The sequence below is a fragment of the Paeniglutamicibacter sulfureus genome (assembly GCF_039535115.1).
In the GTDB taxonomy this organism is placed as follows: Bacteria; Actinomycetota; Actinomycetes; order Actinomycetales; family Micrococcaceae; genus Paeniglutamicibacter; species Paeniglutamicibacter sulfureus.
Window position 1 is genome coordinate 405,233 of sequence record NZ_BAAAWO010000001.1, and the last position, 20,577, is coordinate 425,809.

At 70.1% G+C, this 20,577-nt stretch carries 15 protein-coding genes; 12 read left to right on the plus strand and 3 right to left on the minus strand.

Annotation, left to right across the window (positions count from 1 at the left end; genetic code table 11):
* The 7 genes from ABD687_RS01820 (at position 1) to ABD687_RS01850 (ending at position 7,711) form a co-directional block, all read left to right on the plus strand.
* Positions 1-1,383: a sulfate adenylyltransferase subunit 1 gene (locus tag ABD687_RS01820; RefSeq protein ID WP_310287800.1), complete on the plus strand. Its 1,383-nt coding sequence runs from the start codon at positions 1-3 to the stop codon at positions 1,381-1,383.
* A 58-nt stretch (positions 1,384-1,441) separates the two neighbouring features.
* Entirely contained in the window at positions 1,442-2,569 is a 1,128-nt protein-coding gene (locus ABD687_RS01825) for an ABC transporter substrate-binding protein (RefSeq protein ID WP_302266325.1), read from the plus strand.
* Positions 2,566-3,288, plus strand: coding sequence for an ABC transporter ATP-binding protein (locus tag ABD687_RS01830; protein WP_302266326.1), 723 nt, complete (start codon positions 2,566-2,568; stop codon positions 3,286-3,288). Before ABD687_RS01825 ends, ABD687_RS01830 begins: the two co-directional genes overlap by 4 nt.
* Entirely contained in the window at positions 3,278-4,258 is a 981-nt protein-coding gene (locus ABD687_RS01835) for an ABC transporter permease (RefSeq protein ID WP_310287795.1), read from the plus strand. Before ABD687_RS01830 ends, ABD687_RS01835 begins: the two co-directional genes overlap by 11 nt.
* 59 nt (positions 4,259-4,317) lie before the next feature.
* Entirely contained in the window at positions 4,318-5,586 is a 1,269-nt protein-coding gene (gene cobA / locus ABD687_RS01840; protein WP_310287792.1) for a uroporphyrinogen-III C-methyltransferase, read from the plus strand.
* 67 nt (positions 5,587-5,653) lie between these two features.
* Positions 5,654-7,156, plus strand: coding sequence for an FAD-dependent oxidoreductase (locus tag ABD687_RS01845; protein WP_302266330.1), 1,503 nt, complete (start codon positions 5,654-5,656; stop codon positions 7,154-7,156).
* A 180-nt stretch (positions 7,157-7,336) separates the two neighbouring features.
* Complete coding sequence (locus ABD687_RS01850; RefSeq protein ID WP_302266332.1) at positions 7,337-7,711, plus strand: DUF898 family protein; 375 nt, start codon at positions 7,337-7,339, stop codon at positions 7,709-7,711.
* A gap of 52 nt (positions 7,712-7,763) precedes the next feature.
* Here the strand turns inward: ABD687_RS01850 and ABD687_RS01855 are convergent, their stop codons facing one another.
* A complete protein-coding gene (locus ABD687_RS01855; protein ID WP_302266334.1) occupies positions 7,764-9,485 on the minus strand; it encodes an HNH endonuclease signature motif containing protein in 1,722 nt (573 codons plus the stop codon).
* Between the two features lie 388 nt (positions 9,486-9,873).
* Here ABD687_RS01855 and ileS point away from each other — a divergent pair, with 388 nt between their 5' ends.
* Genes ileS through ndk form a run of 4 tightly spaced genes read left to right on the plus strand, consistent with a single transcriptional unit; the run spans position 9,874 to position 15,473 of the window.
* Positions 9,874-13,179: an isoleucine--tRNA ligase gene (ileS, locus tag ABD687_RS01860; protein WP_310287785.1), complete on the plus strand. Its 3,306-nt coding sequence runs from the start codon at positions 9,874-9,876 to the stop codon at positions 13,177-13,179.
* Complete coding sequence (locus ABD687_RS01865) at positions 13,176-14,540, plus strand: bifunctional folylpolyglutamate synthase/dihydrofolate synthase (RefSeq protein WP_302266336.1); 1,365 nt, start codon at positions 13,176-13,178, stop codon at positions 14,538-14,540. Before ileS ends, ABD687_RS01865 begins: the two co-directional genes overlap by 4 nt.
* A gap of 4 nt (positions 14,541-14,544) precedes the next feature.
* Positions 14,545-15,006 carry a DUF4233 domain-containing protein gene (locus ABD687_RS01870; RefSeq protein ID WP_264269070.1) on the plus strand — a complete coding sequence of 154 codons (462 nt, stop codon included), beginning with the start codon at positions 14,545-14,547 and terminating at the stop codon, positions 15,004-15,006.
* A gap of 50 nt (positions 15,007-15,056) precedes the next feature.
* On the plus strand, positions 15,057-15,473 hold the full coding sequence (gene ndk / locus ABD687_RS01875) for a nucleoside-diphosphate kinase (protein WP_264269069.1): 417 nt from the start codon (positions 15,057-15,059) through the stop codon (positions 15,471-15,473).
* 103 nt (positions 15,474-15,576) lie between these two features.
* Here the strand turns inward: ndk and ABD687_RS01880 are convergent, their stop codons facing one another.
* Positions 15,577-15,930, minus strand: coding sequence for a ribosomal maturation YjgA family protein (locus tag ABD687_RS01880; RefSeq protein ID WP_302266337.1), 354 nt, complete (start codon positions 15,928-15,930; stop codon positions 15,577-15,579).
* Between the two features lie 58 nt (positions 15,931-15,988).
* Complete coding sequence (locus ABD687_RS01885) at positions 15,989-16,618, minus strand: vitamin K epoxide reductase family protein (protein WP_302266338.1); 630 nt, start codon at positions 16,616-16,618, stop codon at positions 15,989-15,991.
* Positions 16,619-17,186: 568 nt separating this feature from the next.
* On the opposite strand from ABD687_RS01885, the gene ABD687_RS01890 reads away from it, so the two are divergent.
* Positions 17,187-20,552 carry an Rne/Rng family ribonuclease gene (locus ABD687_RS01890; protein WP_302266340.1) on the plus strand — a complete coding sequence of 1,122 codons (3,366 nt, stop codon included), beginning with the start codon at positions 17,187-17,189 and terminating at the stop codon, positions 20,550-20,552.
* The last annotated feature ends 25 nt before the right edge of the window (positions 20,553-20,577 follow it).

Consider the following 20,577-nt stretch of genomic DNA (forward strand, 5'->3'; position numbering starts at 1 on the left):
ATGAGCACCACCAACCTGGACACCAGCACCCTGGACACCGCCGCTTTGGACACCCTCGCACCGGCACTTGGCCGGCGCGGGCTCTTCCGCTTCGCCACGGCAGGATCCGTCGACGACGGCAAGTCGACGCTCGTTGGCCGGCTGCTGCACGACGCCAAGGCGGTGCTCGCCGACACCCTCGAGGCACTGGCCCGCACCTCCGCGGAGACCGGCTTCGGCGGAGGGGACGGCACCCTGGACCTGGCCCTGCTCACCGACGGGCTGCGCGCCGAACGCGAACAGGGCATCACCATCGACGTGGCCTACCGCTACTTCAGCACCGGGGAGCGCTCCTTCGTGCTGGCCGACTGCCCCGGACACGTGCAGTACACCCGCAACACCGTCACCGGGGCCTCCACCGCCGACGCCGCGATCGTGCTCATCGACGCCCGCAAGGGAGTGCTCGAACAGACCCGCCGGCACCTGGGCGTCATCGGCCTGCTGCGCGTGCCCAACGTGGTCGTCGCGGTGAACAAGATCGACTTGATCGGATACGACGGCCAGCGCTTCGCCGACATCGCCGCCGACGTGGCGCGGGTCGCCGCCGGGCTCGGCCTGCGCCCCCCGCACACCCTGCCGGTCTCCGCGCTGGTCGGGGACAATGTGGTGGAACGCTCGGCGCACACCGGCTGGTACACCGGGCCCACGCTGCTGGGGCTGCTCGAAACCCTGCCCACGCGCGACGAGGCGGACACCGCTGCCGAGGCCTTCCGCTTCCCGGTCCAGCTGGTGCTCCGGCCGCAGGGCGCGCTGGCCCCGGGGCTGGATGCCGCCGCCTTCCGCGACTACCGCGCCTACGCCGGGGCGATCGCCGCCGGCTCCATCGCCGTGGGGGACCCGGTCACCATCGCCACCCCGGGGCAGCCTCGCCGGGAAACGACCGTCATCGGAATCGACGCCGCCGGACGGGACTTGGCCTCCGCCACCGCACCGGCCTCGGTGGCGCTGCGGCTGAAAGATGAGCTGGACATCGCCCGCGGAGACACCATCGCCGCTGCCGGGACCCTGCCGGACTCCTCGGCGGACCTGTTCGCCGAGCTGTGCTGGCTCGCGCCCGCACCGCTGCGCCCCGGCGCCACGGTGCTCATCAAGCACGGGACCGCGACGGTCCGCGCGAAGGTCACCGCCATCGAGGGACGGCTTGACCTGGAGGACTTCGGGCTCCTTCCCGCCGACGGGCTGGAACTGAACGACATCGGCTCCGTCGTGTTGCGGCTGGCTGCCGAACTGCCCACTGAGCCCTACGTGCGACACCACCGCACCGGGGCGTTCCTGGTCATCGACCCGCAGGACGGCAACACGCTCGCCGCCGGGCTCGTGGGCGAACGCCCCGCCGCCGGCTAACCCCGCCGCAGGCCAGTGCCAACCCCCACCCACACCCACAGAGAAGGACACCTCAGCCATGGAGAACATCCGGTACACCGCCGCCGGTCCGCACCGCGGGCCAGGACGGCGGGCGCTGCTCGCCGGCGGCACCGGGCTGCTGGGCCTGCTGGTGCTCGGGGCGGCGGCCACCACCACGGTGCCGCGGCCAGGGGCGGCCGGCAGCGTTCCCGCGGGGCCGGCCGGCGCCCTGCGGCTGGGGTTCTTCGCCAACCTGACGCACGCGCCGGCGCTGGTGGGCACCGCCATGGGGTTCTTCGCCGCCGAGCTCGAGGGATCCGGAACGCAGCTGGCCACCAGCGTGTTCGGGGCCGGTCCGGCGGCCGTCGAGGCGCTGAATGCCGGGGCCATCGACGCCGCCTACCTGGGGCCGAACCCCGCCATCGCCGCCTTCGCCGCCAGCGGCGGGCAGGGGGTGCGCGTGCTGGCCGGGGCCGCAGCCGGAGGCGCACAACTGGTGGTCCGCGCATCGCTGGCCAACGCCGCGGCGCTGCGCGGCACGACCCTGGCCACCCCGCAGCTGGGAGGCACCCAGGACGTCGCGCTGCGGACCTGGCTCGCCACCCAGGGACTGGAAACCGACCTGGCCGGCGGGGACGTGGGTATCACCCCGACGGCCAACGCCCAGACCCTCGAACTGTTCCGCGCCGGAAAGATCGACGGGGCGTGGCTGCCCGAACCCTGGGCCTCCCGGCTGGTGCTGGAGGCCGGGGCGAAGGTGCTCGTCGACGAGGCCGAACTGTGGGACGGTGCCGACACCGGGGCCCCCGGACTGTTCCCCACCACGGTGCTCGCGGTGTCCCCGGACTTCGCAACCCGCCACCCGGACACCGTCGACGCGTTGCTGCGCGGCCACCTGGCCGCCCTTGACTGGATCAACACCGCCAGGGAAACCGACGTGCTGGCCACCTTGAACGCCCGGATCGCCGAGACCGCCGGCGCCGCTTTGGCTCCCGCCGTGATCAAGCGCGCGCTGGGAAAACTCAGCTTCACCGCCGACCCGCTGGAAGGGGCCTACCCGCGCCTGCTGGGCAACGCTGTCGCAGCGGGCCTCGCCGAACCGGCGTCCCTGGACGGGCTCATCGACACCACCCCCCTGGCGCGGGCACGTGCCGCAACATCGACCGGGACGGAGGCGGGTGCATGAGCATCGTCATCGAGAACCTGTCCAAGGACTACGGCGCGGCCCCCGTGCTCTCCTCGATCACCACCACGATCGCCGACGGGGAGTTCGTGGCGATCCTCGGTGCCTCGGGGTGTGGGAAGTCCACGCTGCTGAACGTCATCGCCGGGCTTGAACCGCCCTCCGCCGGCTCCGTGAGCGTCCCGGCGGGAGGCGCGGCGTTCATGTTCCAGGACGCTGCCCTGCTGCCCTGGCTCACTGCCCGGGCCAACATCGAACTCGCCCTGGAGCTGCGCGGGGTGCCGCGCGCCGAGCGCCGGGAACGCGCGGGGGAGCTGCTGAGGCTGGTCCACCTGGGCGATGCCGGGGCCAAGCGCCCGCACGAGCTCTCCGGGGGCATGCGCCAGCGCGCCTCGCTGGCCCGCGCGCTGGGGCAGGACCGCCCGGTGCTGCTGATGGACGAACCGTTCGCCGCGCTCGATGCAATCACCCGGGACCTTTTGCACGAGGAACTTGAGCGGATCTGGCGCGCCCACCGGCGCACCGTGGTGTTCGTGACCCACAACGTGCGCGAGGCCGTGCGGCTGGGCCAGCGGGTCCTGCTGCTCTCCTCGCGGCCCGGACGGGTCGCCGCCGAGTGGGAGATCCCCGAGCACGTCCGCACCGATCCGGCCGAGCAGGCCGCCCTGACCCGCGACATCACGCAGAGGCTACGCGAGGAGATCCGCCACCATGCCCACTAGCATCACTTCCGCCACGGCCATCGCCCGCGAACGCGCCGCGGCGCGCGCCGCGGAACCGGCACCGCCCGAGGACATCGACGGTAGCGACGGCCCGGGCGGTAGCGACGGCCCGGGAGGCCCCGACAGCCTCGGCGAAATCGAGGCCGGCTTGGACAGGTTGCAGGACTCCGCCGCCACCTCGCGGCCCACCGTCGGCCGGATCCTGCTGCCCCTGGGCACCCTCGCCGGCCTGCTGGGCCTGTGGCAGCTGGCCGCTTGGTTCGGCTCCCCGCGCGCCGACCTCTTCCCCGGCCCGCTCGATGTGCTGGGCACCGCCGCGTCCCTGGCCGCCGACGGACGGCTGGTCGAGGCGGTGTTCACCTCGCTGCAGCGCGGGGTGCTCGGCTTCCTGCTGGCCCTGGCCATCGGGACGCCACTGGGGCTGCTGCTCTCGGCCTCCTCGACCTTGCGCCGCGGCCTGGGCCCGCTGGTCTCCGGCCTGCAGGTGCTGCCCAGTGTGGCCTGGGTGCCCGCCGCCATCATCTGGTTCGGGCTCACCGACGCCACTGTCTTCTTTGTGGTGCTGATGGGCGCCACGCCCTCGATCGTCAACGGGTTCCTCTCGGGCGTCGATACGGTCCCGCCGCAATACCGCCGGCTGGGCACCGTGCTGGGGGCCGGCCGCACCCAACAGCTGCTGCGGATCGTGCTGCCGGCTGCCCTGCCCGGCTACGTGGCGGGACTCAAGCAGGGCTGGGCGTTTTCCTGGCGTTCGCTGATGGCCGCCGAGATCATCGCCGTCGGCGGGTCCATCGGCTTCGGCCTGGGCTCGCTGCTGCAACAGGGTCGCGACCTGTCGCAGATGGCCGTGGTCGTCGCCGCGATCCTGGCGATCCTGGCCGTCGGCATCGCCGTCGAGCTGCTGGTCTTCGCCCCGCTGGAGCGCAGCCTGCTGCGCCGCCGGGGACTGGCCCCCGGAGCAGGACGATGAGCCACCCGCGGCCCCCGCGCCACACACCCACCACCTTCCACCACCGTCAGGAGTCGAGCATGTTCGAGCCAACCGCCCCTCGCGAGGCGCCCATCCATCCGCTGGCCCTGCGCCTTTCCGGCAAGGCAGTGCTCTGCGTCGGGGCCGGGGCGGTGTCCGAACGCCGGGTCAACCAGCTGCTCGAGGCCGGGGCACAGGTCACCGTCATCGCCCCGGCGGCGGTTCCGGGGATCGAGGAGCTGGCCGACGCCGGGGGCCTCACCTGGCTGCGGCGCGGCTACGGGCCCGGGGACCTGGAGGGCATGTGGCTGGCCCACACTGCCACCGGGGACCGGGAGCTCGACGCGCGGGTTTCCGCCGACGCGGAAGGTCTGCGGATCTGGTGCGTCAACGCCTCGGACCACGCCGCCTCGAGCGCCTGGACCCCCGCCGTCGCACGGACCGAGGAGGGGATCACCGTCGCGGTCACCGCCGGCGGAGACCCGCGCCGCGCCGCCGGGTTGCGCAACGCCATCGCGCTGGCAGCCGACACCGGGCTGCTGCCGCTGCGCCGGCGCCGCGCCGGCGCCGGATCCGTCGCCCTGGTCGGGGGAGGCCCCGGTGACCCGGGGCTGATCACCGTCACCGGACGCCGGCTGCTGGCCGCCGCGGACGTGGTGGTCGCCGACCGGCTCGGCCCGCGTGACCTGCTGAAAGAGCTCGACCCTTCGGTGCGCATCATCGAGGTGGGCAAGGCCCCCGGGGACCACCTGGCCTCCCAGGACGAGATCAACGCGGTGCTGGTGCGCGAGGCGCGTACCGGGAACCGGGTGGTCCGGCTCAAGGGAGGGGACCCGTTCGTGCTGGGCCGCGGCGGCGAGGAAGCGGCCCACTGCCGCGAAAACGGCGTCGCCGTCGAGGTCGTGCCGGGGGTGACCAGTGCGGTGTCCGTCCCGGCCGCCGCCGGCATCCCCGTCACCCACCGCGGAGTGGCCGCCGGATTCTCGATGGCCACCGGGCACGACGAGCTCACCGAGCTGCCGGCCCGGCCGGACCACACCCTGGTCCTGCTGATGGGCGTGGCCCGGCTGGGGCGCAACACCGCCACGCTGCTGGGGCGCGGGCTGCGGCCCGACACCCCGGTCGCGGTCATCGAGCGCGGCTGGACCCCGGACCAGCGGGTCACCATCGACCGGCTCGACTCGATCGCCGCCACCGCCGAAGCCATCGGCGTGGCAAACCCCGCCGTGGTCGTCATCGGCGACGTGGTCCGGCTCAGCCCGCACGCCGCCGGCAGGCTGGCGCCGGCGGTTCCCGCACCCGGGCGGCAGCCGTTGCCCGTCGCCTGAGGATGCACCCGCACTTCAACCCCTTTCGCACCCACTTGGCAACCCCCTAGCAACCCCAGGAGAACCCATGACCGAGAAGAACACGCCGGCCGCCGCCGCGACACCGGACGCCTTCAGCTCACGCCCGCTGCGCGTCGCCATCATCGGGGCCGGCCCGGCAGGCGTCTATGCCGCCGACATCCTCACCAAGGCGGAGCGCGACTTCGAGGTCGCCATCGACCTCTTCGACCGCTACCCGGCGCCGTACGGGCTGATCCGCTACGGGGTCGCCCCGGACCACCCGCGCATCAAGGGCATCGTCAAGGCCCTGCACAAGGTGCTGGACCGCGGGGACATCCGCTTCTTCGGCAACGTCGACTACGGCACGGACCTGGACCTGGAGGAGCTGCGGGTGCATTACGACGCGGTCATCTTCGCCACCGGCGCCATCAACGACGCCGACCTGAACATCCCGGGCATCGAGCTACAGGGCTCTTACGGGGCTGCGGACTTCGTCTCCTGGTTCGACGGGCACCCCGACGTGCCGCGCACCTGGCCGCTGGAAGCCACCGAGATCGCCGTCATCGGCAACGGCAACGTGGCACTGGACGTCGCCCGGATGCTCTCCAAGCACGCGGAGGACCTTTTGGTCACCGAGATCCCGGAGAACGTGTACCGCGGCCTGGCCGAATCCCCGGTCACCGACGTGCACGTCTTCGGGCGCCGCGGCCCCGCCCAGGTCAAGTTCACCCCGCTGGAGCTGCGCGAGCTGAGCCACAGCCGCGACGTGGACATCGTGCTCTACCCCGAGGACTTCGAGTTCGATGCGGCCTCCGACGCACTGATCAAGTCCAACAACCAGGTCAAGACCATGGTCGGCACCCTCACCAACTGGCTCATCGAGCAGGAAGAGCGCGAGGAACGCGGCGAGGCCGGGGAGGCCGGGGAGGCCGGGGGGCGCGCCAGCCGCCGGCTGCACCTGCACTTCCTGCATTCCCCCGTGGAGATCGCCGGGGCGGACGGCAAGGTCGACGGCATCAGGTTCGAGCGCCAGGAGCTCGACGGGACCGGCCAGGCGCGGGGGACCGGCGAGCTCGTCGACTACCCGGTGCAGGCCGTCTACCGGGCCGTCGGCTACTTCGGCTCCGCGCTGCAGGACATCGAGTACGACGGACGCACCGGCACCATCCCCAACGACGGCGGCAAGGTCCTGGACGGCAGCGGCACCCAGGTGCCCGGGCTCTACGCGACCGGCTGGATCAAGCGCGGCCCGGTCGGGCTCATCGGCCACACCAAGGGCGACGCCGCCGAGACCATCGCCCACCTGCTGGCCGACCTCGCCGGATTGCCCGTGGCCGCGAACCCCGCCCCGGATGCCGTGACCGGCCTGCTGGATTCCAAGGGCGTCGAGTACACCAGCTGGGAAGGCTGGCTGGCACTGGATGCCCACGAGCAGGCGCTCGGCGCGGCCGCCGCCCCGGCGCCGACCCGCGAGGGGCCGGTGCCGCGCGAACGCGTCAAGGTCGTCGAGCGCGCTCAAATGGTCGCGGTCTCGCGCACGGCGGACGAAGCGGCCCGCTCCCGCGCCTGAGGCGGAGGAACCCCCGGTCGGCGGGCGTGCGGTGCCACACCCGCGCAACGCGGCCGGGGTGTTGCGTTCCCGGGTCGGGGCGGCCCCAAAACGTGGTGGTGCCCGGCTAGGCTACGAGGGACAAGCACGGCCGGGCGGCGCATGGCCGTCGGCCCGTTCACCACCAGGGGGAAAAACATCATGAGCATGCAGGTCAGCGGAAACAACCAGCCCGGAACGGGTGTCGCGGCACTGGGGAACTTCCCGCCCGGAACCCGGGTCTTTGTCTTCCGCGGGGGAGCGGCAACGTGGTTCGGCACGCAATTGCTGGGCATGGCCATCACCATCTTCACGTTGGGGATCTGCTACCCATTTGCGGTGGTGTTGGTGGAGCGCTGGCGGGCCAAGAACACCTTCCTGTTGGGCCGGCCGCTGCGGTTCGTTGGCACCGGGTGGGGAATCTTCGGGTTGTGGATCAAGTGGTTCCTGCTGATCCTCATCACCCTGGGCATCTATTCGTTCTGGGTGTACCCGCGACTGACCGTGTGGAAGATCGAAAACACCGTCTTGGACTAGCCTCAGGCACACCTTGCCCGCGGGCAGTCTGCCGCTCCGGACGGTGGGCGGCTCAGGCCGCTCGCTCGGCTTGGGCGGCGGGGTGGAAGATCCAATTGCGCCGCGGCAGCTGCAGCGGGTCCCGGGATTTGGGCAGGATCACGTGCGGGTGCCCGTTGATCATCTCGATCCGGAATTTACCGCTGTGGTACGCCTGGTGGCACATCGGGCAGAGCAAACAGCCTCGTGAGACATTGGTCAGCCCCCCTTGGTTCCATTCGTCGAGGTGGTGGGCCTCGCATCGGCCGATCCTCATGGTGCACCCAGGGTTGATGCATCCCTTGTCGCGCACGGCGATGGCCCGGCGCTGGGCGCGGTTGAAGTATCTTCGGCTGCGGCCGAGTTCCAGCGGAACCCCGTCACCGTTGAGGATGATCGGGGTGATCCCCGCGTTGCAGGCCAGGCGCCGGCAACTGGCCGCCGAGATGTCTTCGCCGCGGTCACTGACCCCCGCCGCCTCGAGCTGGCCCAGGAAGGTCTTCAGGTCGATGGTGACGTTCAGGGTGACGTTCGGTGCCAGCGGCATCTGCCCCTCCCCGACGCGCCCGTTCTCGGACCCGGGCTCGAGGGGGCTGGTGGCGATGCGCACCGAATCGAGGATGAGCTGGTGCAAGCGGCGGGCCCGCTGCCGGGTGAGCGCCTGTTCGACGGTTTCCCCGGGGCGCAATTCCATCCCCGGGTCCAGCTCCGGCGCCACACCGAGATCGGTGAATTCGGCAAGGGGACGTGCTTCCGGCGGAGTGCCGGGATCCACGGCCCAGTCGGGGATCGGCGGACCCGCCTCCTTTGCCGGCGCGGGAGCGGTGCCGGCCTTGGTCTTGGGGCTGTTGAGGATGTCCGCGGCGGTGGCCAGCAGTTCGTGGCCCTCGGCCGTGGTGATGACCTTGTACTCGTAGCCCTTGCGCGTATGGCCCAGGAAGTGCGCGCCGATGAACAGCTCCTCGATGTCTTCGCGACGGGCCGCGGCAACTTCGTCAAGGCGTTTGGCCTGGTCCTTGAGCAACTTCGCGGTGCCCTGGGCATTGCGGGTGCGGGCCGCTTCGGCCAGTTCCGCTTCCAGCCGCCGGGCGGTGGCCGCCCCGTCGCTGCCGGGTGCCAGGTCCGGGGCCAGGTGCTCGAACTTCTTGGCCAGCGTGGCCACGGCCTTGGGGTCGGCGGCGGCATCGGTAAGCACCCGGCCCAGCAAGGGGAACTTCGCGGGGACTTCCTTGCCGTTGAACCCGGTGTGCGGCAGCAGGTTTTCGGCGCTTTGCACTCGGTGCTGCGCCTGGAAGTGCGTGAGATTCAGCCGGGCCGCCAGGAAGTCGGCGTCGTCGCGGTACAGCGGCGTGCGCCCGGGCTTGGCGGGAACATCGCCCGGCAGTGCGGGGCCGGCGGCGAAGGCGGCGGGGTCCGCCAGCAATCCGTTGAGCGTTGCCAGCGGCTCCTCGCCGATGGTGTGCACCTGGGCATCCCCGGCGCAGGATGCGGCCAGCAGCTGGCCGTACCCTGCCTGCCGGTAGAGGTCCTCGGAGAGTTTCACGAAGGCGGCGGCCCGGACCGGGGACGCACCGATGCCCGACGCCGCCTGGTCCAGGGCCAGGCGCAGCACCGGAACCAGCACCGCGAGCACGCGCAACGCCTCGCCCCGGGCACCGGCGGCGGTCGCCGGGCCTTCCAGGGTGTCGGTCGGGCCCGGCAGCGCCGCCTTGACGGCGTCCAGGACCTCCGCAACGAGTGTTGGCGTGTTGGGCATGGTCCCAGCATGGACCCCGCCGGGGCACCGTGGGGCGCAATGCGCGGATCTGTGGATAACGGTGGCCGGCGACCGGAACCGGAGGGATTGAGCGCCGGGGGCCCGGGCGCGCTAGACTGGAGGCACTACGACGTCGACCCGGCAATCACCGGCGAGTCCTTGGAAGAACGGTGACCACCCGGCATGCCCGGGAGGCGCCCGGTAGAACCAAGCGGGTAAGCCCGTCACAGCAGTCAACGAGCGGCCAGGGACGGCCCGGGAACACCCCGGGGCGAACCGGGCAAGCGGGGTGGTACCGCGAGGTGGAGTGACCAATTGCTCCGCCATCGTCCCTGTGTTGGAGAACGCCTAAGCGCACACGCGCCTTCGATCACCAGGACTGCCGCAGATGACCAGCTACCCCAAGGCCTCGACCGACCCGCATGGCACAACGCCATCCTCTCCCCGCTTCCCGGAGATCGAGGAACGGGTCCTTTCCTACTGGAAGAACGATGAGACCTTCCAGGCCTCCATCGACGCCCGCGATGCCGGTGTCGACGGGGCCAACGAGTTCGTCTTCTACGACGGCCCGCCCTTCGCCAACGGCCTGCCGCACTACGGGCACCTGCTCACCGGGTACGTCAAGGACCTGGTCGCCCGCTACCAGACGCAGCGCGGCTCGCGCGTGGAGCGCCGCTTCGGCTGGGACACCCACGGGCTGCCGGCCGAGCTCGAGGCCATGAAGCAGCTGGGGATGAGCGACAAGGCGCAGATCGAGGCCATGGGCATCGACAAGTTCAACGACGCCTGCCGCAGCTCGGTGATGAAGTACGCCGGCGAATGGCAGGACTACGTCACACGCCAGGCACGCTGGGTCGACTTCGAGAACGACTACAAGACGCTGAACGTCGAGTACATGGAATCGGTCATCTGGGCCTTCAAGCAGCTTTCCGAGAAGGGCCTGACCTACAAGGGCTTCCGCGTGCTGCCGTATTGCTGGAAGGACGAGACCCCGCTGTCCAACCACGAGCTGCGCATGGACGACGACGTGTACAAGGACCGCCAGGACCAGACCGTCACCGTCTCCTTCCCGCTGCTGGCCGGCGACACGGAAATCTCCCGGGAGCTCGCCGGAGTGCAGGCCCTGGCCTGGACCACCACCCCCTGGACGCTGCCGACCAACATGGCCCTGGCCGTGGGCCCCGACGTTGTCTACGTCGTGGTGCCCGCCGGCGAGAACGGCGTGAAGGCCTCGGCGGCAACCGGCAGCTTCCTGCTGGCCGAGGACCTGCTCGGCTCCTACGCCAAGGACCTGGGATACGCGGATGCCGCCGCGGCCGCCGCCGCCATCACCTCCCGCCATGCCGGAAAGGACCTGGCCGGGATCAGGTACGCGCCGCTCTGGGACACCTTCGCCGACGCGGAGACCTGGGGCACGGCCAACGCCTGGCAGCTCCTGGTCGCCGACTACGTCACCACCACCGACGGCACCGGCATCGTCCACCAGGCCCCCGCCTACGGCGAGGAGGACCAGAAGATCTGCGAGTCCGCCGGCATCCCGGTGATCCTCTCGATCGACGAGGGCGCGAAGTTCCTGCCGGTGTTCAAGTCCGGGCCGCTGGCCGGCATCGTGGGCGTGCAGGTGTTCGAGGCCAACAAGGCCATCACCAACGTGCTCAAGAACGACGCGCGGCTGATCAAGCAGGCCTCCTACGTGCACTCCTACCCGCACTGCTGGCGCTGCCGCACCCCGCTGATCTACCGCGCCATCTCCTCCTGGTACGTCCAGGTCACCAAGGTGAAGGACCGGATGCTGGAGCTGAACCAGCAGATCAACTGGATCCCGGAGAACGTGAAGGACGGCCAGTTCGGCAAGTGGCTGGCCAACGCGCGGGACTGGTCGATCAGCCGCAACCGCTACTGGGGATCCCCGATCCCGGTGTGGGAATGCGACGGCGCCGAATGCACCCACAGCGAGGTCCACGGCTCCCTGGAAGAGATCAAGGCCGCCTTCGGGCGCCTGCCGCTGAACAACGAGGGGCAGCCTGACCTGCACCGCCCGTTCATCGACGACCTTCTCCGCCCGCACGAGGGCTGCGCCGAAAACGGCACGCTGCGCCGCGTGGAGGACGTGTTGGATGTGTGGTTCGACTCCGGGTCGATGCCCTACGCCCAGGCGCACTACCCGTTCGAGAACAAGGACTGGTTCGACACCCACCACCCGGCGGACTTCATCGTCGAGTACATCGGCCAGACCCGCGGCTGGTTCTACACCATGCACGTGCTCTCCACCGCGCTCTTCGACCGCCCCGCGTACAAGAACGTGATCAGCCACGGCATCGTGCTGGGCAGTGACGGGCAGAAGATGTCCAAGTCGCTGAAGAACTACCCGGACGTCAACGAGGTGCTGGACCGCGACGGCTCCGACGCGATGCGCTGGTTCCTGATGGCCTCCCCGATCCTGCGCGGCGGCAACCTGGTCGTCACCGAACAGGGCATCCGCGAGGGCGTGCGCCAGGTCCTGCTGCCGATGTGGAACGTCTGGCACTTCTTCTCCCTGTACACCAACGCGGCCAACGGGGGATCGGGCTACGAGGCGAAGATCGCCCACAGCTCCGAGGATCCGCTGGATGCGTACATGCTCGCTGCCACCGGCGACCTGGTCCGCGAGGTCACCGCCTCGCTGGATGCCTACGACATCTCCGAGGCCGCCGAAACGATCCGCCGCTACATGGACACGCTGACCAACTGGTACGTGCGCCGGAGCCGCCAGCGCTTCTTCGACGAGGACACCCGGGCCTTCGACACCCTGTACACCGCACTGGAGACCCTCACCCGCGTCGCGGCCCCGCTGCTGCCGCTGGCGGCCGAGGAAATCTGGCGCGGGCTCACCGGGGGCCGCTCGGTGCACCTGGCGCAATGGCCCGACGCGGAGCTCTTCGTCCGCAACGACGACCTGGTTGCCGCGATGGAGACCACCCGCAAGATCGCCTCGGTCGGCTCCTCGCTGCGCAAGGCCGCGAACCTGCGCGTGCGCCTGCCGCTGGCCGGCATGAGCGTCGCGGTGCCGAACGTCGCCGCGCTCGAAGGCACCTTCGCCGGCATCATCAAGGACGAGCTGAACCTGCGCTCGCTCACGCTCATCGACGCCGCCGACGCCAACGCCGCCGAGTACGGCATCAGCCAGCGCCTGGTCGTCAACGCGCGCGCCGCGGGCCCGCGCCTGGGCAAGAACGTGCAGGTGGCCATCAAGGGCGCCAAGTCCGGGGACTGGTCGGTGGACGACGACGGAACCGTCACCGCCGGGGGACTGGGCCTGGAGGAACACGAGTACACGCTCGAAACCGTCGTGGAGGCCTCCGAAGGCGAAAACTCCATCGCCGCGGCCGTGCTGCCCGGCGGCGGCTTCCTGGTGCTCGACACGCAAGTCACCCCGGAACTCGCGGCGGAGGGAACGGCGCGGGACATGATCCGCGCCATCCAGTCCGCCCGCAAGGACGCCGACCTGCTGGTCGGGGACCGCATCCGCACCGAGATCACCGCCGACGCCGCCACCGTGGCGGCGCTGCACGCCAACGCCGAGCTCATCAAGGGCGAAACGCTCAGCCTCGGGCTCGTCCTGGTGACCGCATCCGACGGGGAAGCCCCCGTGGTCAGCGTCGAAACCGTGGCCGCGGCCGAAGCCGCCGAGAACGAAATGGGACCCAACACATGAGCAACACCTTTGACAGGTTCTCCGTGGAGAGCGTGTACGCCGAGCTTTTGGCGCGCGCCCCGGAAAACAAGATCGAGCCGCGCATGGAGCCCATGCGCCGGGCCATGGAGATCCTGGGGGAGCCGAACAAGGCCTTCCCGATCATCCACGTCACCGGCACCAACGGGAAGACCTCCACGGCGCGGATGATCGAGTCCCTGCTGCGCGCCCACGACCTGCGCACCGGGCGCTACTCCTCCCCGCACCTTAATTCGGTCACCGAGCGCATCGCGATCGACGGCGAATCGGTGGACGATGCGACCTTCGTGCGGATCTGGGACGAGATCCGCCCCTACCTGCAGATCGTCGACGACGAGCTCACCGCCAAGGGCGAAAACCGGCTGACGTACTTCGAGGCCGTCACCATCCTGGGCTTCGCGATCTTCGCCGACACCCCGGTGGATGTGGCGATCATCGAGGTGGGCCTGGGCGGCATCACCGACGCCACCAACGTGGGCGACGGGCAGGTCTCCGTGGTGACCCCGATCTCACTTGACCACACCGAGCTGCTGGGCGACACCGTCGAGCTGATCGCCACCGAGAAGGCGGGCATCATCAAGCCCGGCGGCTTCCTGGTCTCCTCCGCGCAACCGGCAGCCGCCGCCCAGGTGCTGTTGGAGAAGGCCCGCGAACTCGAAACGCCCTACCGCTTCGAGGGCGTGGAGTTCGGCGTCGAGAACCGCACGGTCGCCGTCGGCGGCCAGCAGCTGGACATCCAGGGCCTGGCCGGGCGCTACCCGGGCATCCTGCTGCCGCTGCACGGCGAGCACCAGGCGCAGAACGCCGCCGTCGCCCTGGCCGCGGTGGAGGCGTTCATCGGCGGCGGGGAAACCGCGCTGAACCACGATTTGGTGATGGAGGGCTTCGGGGCCGCCACCAGCCCCGGGCGCCTGGAAGTCATCCGCAAGGCCCCGACCGTGCTGCTGGACGCCGGGCACAACCCCGACGGCATCCGCGCCTCCGCGGCCGCGGTGAAGGAGTCCTTCGGCTTCACCAAGCTGGTGCTGGTCATCGGGATCCTGGCCGAGAAGGACGCACCGGCCATGCTCGCGCAGCTGCGCGAGTCCTATCTGGACCTCACCGAGGACATCTGCATCACCCAGTCCAATTCCCCGCGCGCCATCCCCGCCGGGGAACTGGCGGGAATGGCGCTGGAGGCCGGGTTCAACGAGGAGGACCTCTTCGTCACCGAGCGCCTGGACGACGCCCTGGAATGGGCGGTGGGACGCTCCGAGGCCGGCGAGGACTTCGGCGGCGGCGTGCTGGTGACCGGGTCCATCACCTTGGTGGGCGAGGCCCGCATGCTGCTGGGAGGGGAGTAGGAACATGGCGAAAATGACCAAGGCGCAACGTGAATGGCGCCCGGGACAGCCCAAGAAGCCCCGCTCAACCCGTGTGATGTTCGCCTCCACCGTGCTGACGCTCGAGGCGTTCCTGGCGATCTTCGTCGCACTCACACTCTTCGGGCTCAAGCGCGCTGAATGGTCACCGGCACTGGTGCTCGGTGCCGGTGCCGCGGTCGCGCTGGTGTGCCTGCTCACCTGCGCGCTGCTCAAGAAACCGCTGGGATTCGCCATCGGCTGGGCGCTGCAGCTGCTGTTCATCTTTACCGGGTTCCTGCTGACTTCGATGTTCTTCATCGGGGCCGCGTTCGCCCTGACCTGGTGGTACGCAGTCACCAAGGGCAGGGCCATGGACCTGGAGACGGCCCGCCGTGCCCGCGAGCAGGCCGCCTGGGATGCGGCGCACCCGCAGGAAGGTCCCGGCGCGGAGCCGGCCCAACCGTAGAATCAATACCGACGACAACTTGCACCACCACGACAAAAGGAGCCGCACCCATGGCCATTGAACGCACCCTGATCCTCATCAAGCCCGACGGCGTCAAGCGCCAGCTGACCGGCCAGATCCTTTCCCGCATCGAGGCCAAGGGCTACGTGATCGCCGAGCTCAAGCAGGTGGCCGCAACCCGCGAACTGCTCGAGGCACACTACGAGGAGCACGTGGGCAAGCCGTTCTACGAGCCGCTGGTCGAGTTCATGCTCTCCGGCCCCTTGGTGGCGGTCATCGCCGAGGGCCACAACGTGATCCCCGGCTTCCGCTCGCTGGCCGGCACCACCGACCCGACCACCGCCGCCCCGGGCACCATCCGCGGCGACCTGGGCCGCGACTGGGGCCTGAAGGTCCAGCAGAACCTGGTCCACGGCTCGGACTCGGTCGAATCGGCCACCCGCGAAATCGGCATCTGGTTCTCCTAACCTCCGGACCACCCCCCAAGCCGTACGAAAGAGGGCCCGTCGTTTCCACGCGAGTGGAAACGACGGGCCCTCCCGTCTTGTCCTCGGCAGGTCGTGATCGGGTCTAGGCCGCCGGCCTGGCCCGGATCCTGCCCAGCAGCATGTCGATGCCCAAGGCCAATGCTGCCCCGATTGCGTAGGCCACCAGGTCCAGGGGCGCGAAGCCGGTGCCCAGCACCAGCCGGATGGGCCCGAAGACCCGCGCCAGATCCGCCGGAATCGCGGTGAGCTGCAGCAACTCAATGAGTACGCAAAGAACCAGGGCGATGGAGGCGTTGGACCAGCGGGCAGCCTGTGGGCGCAGTACCGTGAGCAGTACGTACACCAGCACCGCGTAGAGCACCCCGCCGGCGAGGTCTGCGGCCAGGCCGGTGCCTCCGAAACGCGAGGCCAGTCCCACGACAATGACCGGGAGCACCCAGGCCGCCGCCGCCAGCCGCCGGGTCCTGGCCCCTCGGTGTTCGCCGGTGTGCGTCCTAGGCGCCGACAAAGGCACCGGGGAAGCGCAGGACGACGGTTGCAGCGGTGATGAGAAGCAGCACGATGACAGCGACCCAGGTCCATTCGCCCGCCACGCGCCGCAGCGCCGAAGGAGCGGGAAGCACGCCGTGGGCGATGTTGCGCGCCGTGGTGTAGAGGAACATCGGGATCATCATCGCCCAGACGACCATGCAGTAAGGGCACAGGGCGTTGATCTCGTAGAGGGCCTGGGACCAGAGCCACACGATGAAGACCATTGCCAGGGTGACGCCCACCTGCACGCCGACCCAGTACCAGCGCGCGAAGCGCGCCCCGGCGAGCAATGCCATGCCGATGGTGATCACGATGCCGAAGCCCACGATGCCCAGGAAGGGATTGGGAAAGCCCAGCAGGGCTGCCTGGGTCGACTTCATGACGGTGCCGCAGGAAACCCACGGATTGAAGTCGCAGCTGGTCACGTAGTCGGGGTCCTTGTACAGGGCGATGCGCTCGAGCACCAGGATCCCCGAGGCGACCCAGGCGACCGCGCCGGTGAGCACCAGGAACAGGCCAAAGGGCCGTGCGCGGGCCATGCGCGGCACGGCGTCCGGTTCGCGTTGCGGTGCTGCTGCTTCGGACAAACTCATGGGGGTGCTCCCTCGTGGCGGTTCGTGTTTTCCCCGTTTGCCGCCACCCGGAAGGTGGCGTGGGCGCCCGGTCGGGCCGGTGTTCGCCGGCGGCCCTAGCTGAAGTCTAGTGGCCCCCGGCGGTGCCGTTCATGCCCCGCGCCGGGGTTGGCACAAGGGGCGGGGCAAAGCGCGGCAGCCCTCTTGCCGCGCCGAAACCCCTCGGCGGCGTGCTTCGGCGTGTCGATGTGAGACAATTGCAGTGGTTGTTCGTGGATCCACAGTCTGCTTTCAACCCAACGACAGGCTTTCAAGCCCGATTGCGATGCATCTGCTGCGAAGAGACCGCCTATACGAAGGTCTTCAGCGAATACCGCGATATGGTCGCCGCAACGTAAAGCGGCTTGCTTGGAAAAGCGCCGTTGGTCTTGCACGGATGCCGCGCCCCGCAACGGTGGGCGCACCCGGTCAAGGCAAATCCAAGGATTTCCGCTGGGACACGCGGCCACAAGGCCCGGTCCGGCGAACCAACCAGGGGAGACGCGCTATCTGTGGGAGCAGTCGACCCGCCGAGGAGCACTCTTTTAACATGGCATTGAATCGCGACGAATCAAAGGCAGCAATGGGCCAGGGGCCAAAGGGCCGCAGCCGTACCTCCCGCCCCCCGCGCGGCAACTTCAACGAACCGTCACCGCCGCCCCCGCGCCGGGCCATGACCCTGGCCGAGCTCAACGACGCAGCGGCCGCACCGACGCGCAAGGTGCGCGCCAACGTTTCCCCGCGCGCAACCACCGCACGCCGCGCCCCTGCCACCCGGAACGCCCCGGCCAAGGCCGCCACCGTTGAGTCGGTCGTTGCCGAGGCAACCGCCAAGGCGCAGATCCCGGCACCCGTGGCCGAGGCGGCCAAGGCTCCTGCACGCCGCGGCCCGCGCCGCGCAACCTCCGGGGTCACCTCCCCGGGAGCAGCCGCAACCGAGGCCCCGGCCGTCATCGAGGCACCTGCCGCGCAGGCCGCAGCCGAGGCCCAGACCGAATCCATAGGCGAGAAGACCGAGGCACCTGCCGCGGAGGAAACCGCACCCAAGGCAGCCGCCAAGCGCCCTGCCCGGGGACGCGGCCGCAAGGCAACCGCCCCGGCCTCGAACACCGAGGCCCCTGCCGCCGACGAAGCCCCCGAGGCCCCTGTCACCGAGGCCCCGGCCGAAGCCACCGCGGAACAGGCCGAAGACGCCGAGCCCGCCAAGGCCACCCGTCGCCGCCCGGCCCGTGGTGGCCGCGGAGCCCGCGCCACCCAGGAGCCGGAAGCCGCGGATGCCGCCGCGGTCCAGGCCCCGGCCGCAGCCGAAGCCAGGATTGTCGAAGCCGATGAAGACGAGTCAGCAGCCGCGGAAGCCGAGCCGGCGACCATCTCCGATCCGTTCGCCATCCCCGAATCCGCGCTGTCGCTGATCTTCCAGGCACCGAGCATCCCGGTTGCCGCCAAGGCAACCGACGAGGACGAGCTCGAGGAACCTTCCGGCCGCCGCACCCGCAACGAGGCAGCCCACGCCGATTCCGATGAGGAAAACGCGGACGGCTCAGGCGTGTCCTCCCGCCGTCGCCGTCGCCGTCGCCGCGGCGAGGCCGACCTGGAATTGGCCGGGGGCTCGGAGAGCGATCCGCCCAACACCGTCACCCGGGTCCGTGCCCCGCGCACCACCCTGGAACCGGTGGTCTCCAACAAGGTCACGGCCGTGCGCGGATCCACCCGCCTGGAAGCCAAGCGCCAGCGCCGCCGCGACTCCCGCGAGTCCGGCCGTCGCCGCCAGGTCATCACCGAGGCCGAGTTCCTGGCCCGCCGCGAATCCGTCGACCGCCAGATGGTAGTGCGCCAGCGCGAGGACCGCATCCAGATCGGCGTCCTCGAGGACGGCATCCTGGCCGAGCACTTCGTCTCCAAGACCCAGCAGGACTCCCTGATCGGCAACGTGTATGTCGGCAAGGTGCAGAACGTGCTGCCTTCCATGGAAGCCGCCTTCGTCGACATCGGACGCGGACGCAATGCCGTGCTCTACGCCGGCGAGGTCAATTGGGACGTCGCGGGCCTGGACGGCCAGCCGCGCCGCATCGAACACGCCCTGAAGTCAGGGGACACCGTCCTGGTGCAGGTCACCAAGGACCCGGTCGGCCACAAGGGCGCCCGCCTCACCAGCCAGATTTCCCTTCCGGGCCGCTACCTGGTCTACGTTCCGGGCGGCTCGATGACGGGCATCTCGCGCAAGCTTCCCGACGTGGAGCGCAACCGCCTGAAGAAGATCCTCAAGGACCACCTGCCGGAAAACGCTGGCGTCATCGTGCGCACCGCCGCCGAGGGCGCCTCCGAGGAAGAGTTGATGAACGACATCAACCGCCTGCGCGCCCAGTGGGAAGGCATCGAGGCCGCCTCGACGTCCACCAAGACGCTGGCACCGGAACTGCTCTACGGGGAACCGGACCTGACCATCAAGGTCGTCCGCGACGTCTTCAACGAGGACTTCACCAAGCTGATCGTCTCCGGCGAGGAAGCCTGGGACACCATCGAGGCCTACGTGACCTACGTGGCCCCGGACCTGGTGTCGCGCCTGGAGAAGTGGGAATCCGACGAGGACATCTTCGGCGCCTTCCGCATGGACGAGCAGATCCACAAGGCCCTGGACCGCAAGGTCTTCCTGCCCTCGGGCGGTTCGCTGGTCATTGACCGCACCGAGGCCATGACGGTTGTCGACGTGAACACCGGCAAGTACACCGGCTCGGGCGGAAACCTCGAGGAAACCGTCACCAAGAACAACCTGGAGGCGGCCGAGGAGGTCGTTCGCCAGCTGCGCCTGCGCGACATCGGCGGCATCATCGTCATCGACTTCATCGACATGGTGCTCGAGTCCAACCGCGACCTGGTGCTCCGCCGCCTGGTCGAGTGCCTGGGCCGCGACCGCACCAAGCACCAGGTTGCCGAGGTCACCTCACTTGGCCTGGTGCAGATGACGCGCAAGCGCATGGGCACCGGACTGCTGGAGGTCTTCGGTGAGAACTGCGAGGCCTGTGCAGGCCGCGGCGTGATCACCCACGACGAGCCGGTCGAGCACCGCCGCTCCTTCAACTCGGCAGGTGAGCCGCAAAGTGCCGGCAGCCGCGCCGACCAGAAGCCCTCGCGGGCCGAACGCCGCCGCCGCAACCGCGGCCCGGAATCCGAGGCGCAGGCCGAGGACCAGGGTGCCGCAACCGCGCACGCCGAGACCAGGGAGCCTGAGGTCGACGAGGCCAAGGCAACTGCCACGCGCAACGCCTTTGCCACGATCGCCGCGGCCGCACATGCAGCCCACGAACACGACGATGCCGAGGCCGCCGAGAGCGGTGCCACGCTGACCGTGGCGGGGGAGTCGGTCACGGTTCCCGCTGCGCGCCGCAACCGCCGTGCAGCCTCCTCCGAGGCCGCTGCGCCGTCGCTGACGTTGGAGAACCTGGAAGCCGCGCTTCCCGACAACTCCCCGGCCGAGGCGCCCGCCGAGACCGAGGAGGGCGAGTCCGCGCAAACGCGTCCGGCACGCACCCGTACCCGCCGCAAGGCCCGTTCCAAGGCTCCCGAGTCGAACGCACCAGCCGCCGGCGAACAGCCGGAGGTTGCTGCCGCGCCGGTGATCTCGGGCGTGGCCGGGCAGGCGTCCGACGATGCGCCTTCCGAGGCGCCGTCGGCAACGGCAACCAAAAAGACTTCGGGCATCGAGCCGGTGGCGCGCGTCAAGCGCAGCCGCCGTGCAACGAGCCCGCAGGGTGGATCCGACACCGCAGTTTCTGTGGCATCGGACACGCTGGCGGCATCGGGTACCTCCCATGTCGCTTCGCTCGCTGACCCATCCAAGGCCCCACAGCCGCGAATCGCCGCCAATGCGCCGATTATGCTGGGTGTCGGGGTGCCGGTCAAAGAGTTGAAAGAGTAGGGATCTTGACGACTCGCGGGGCAGG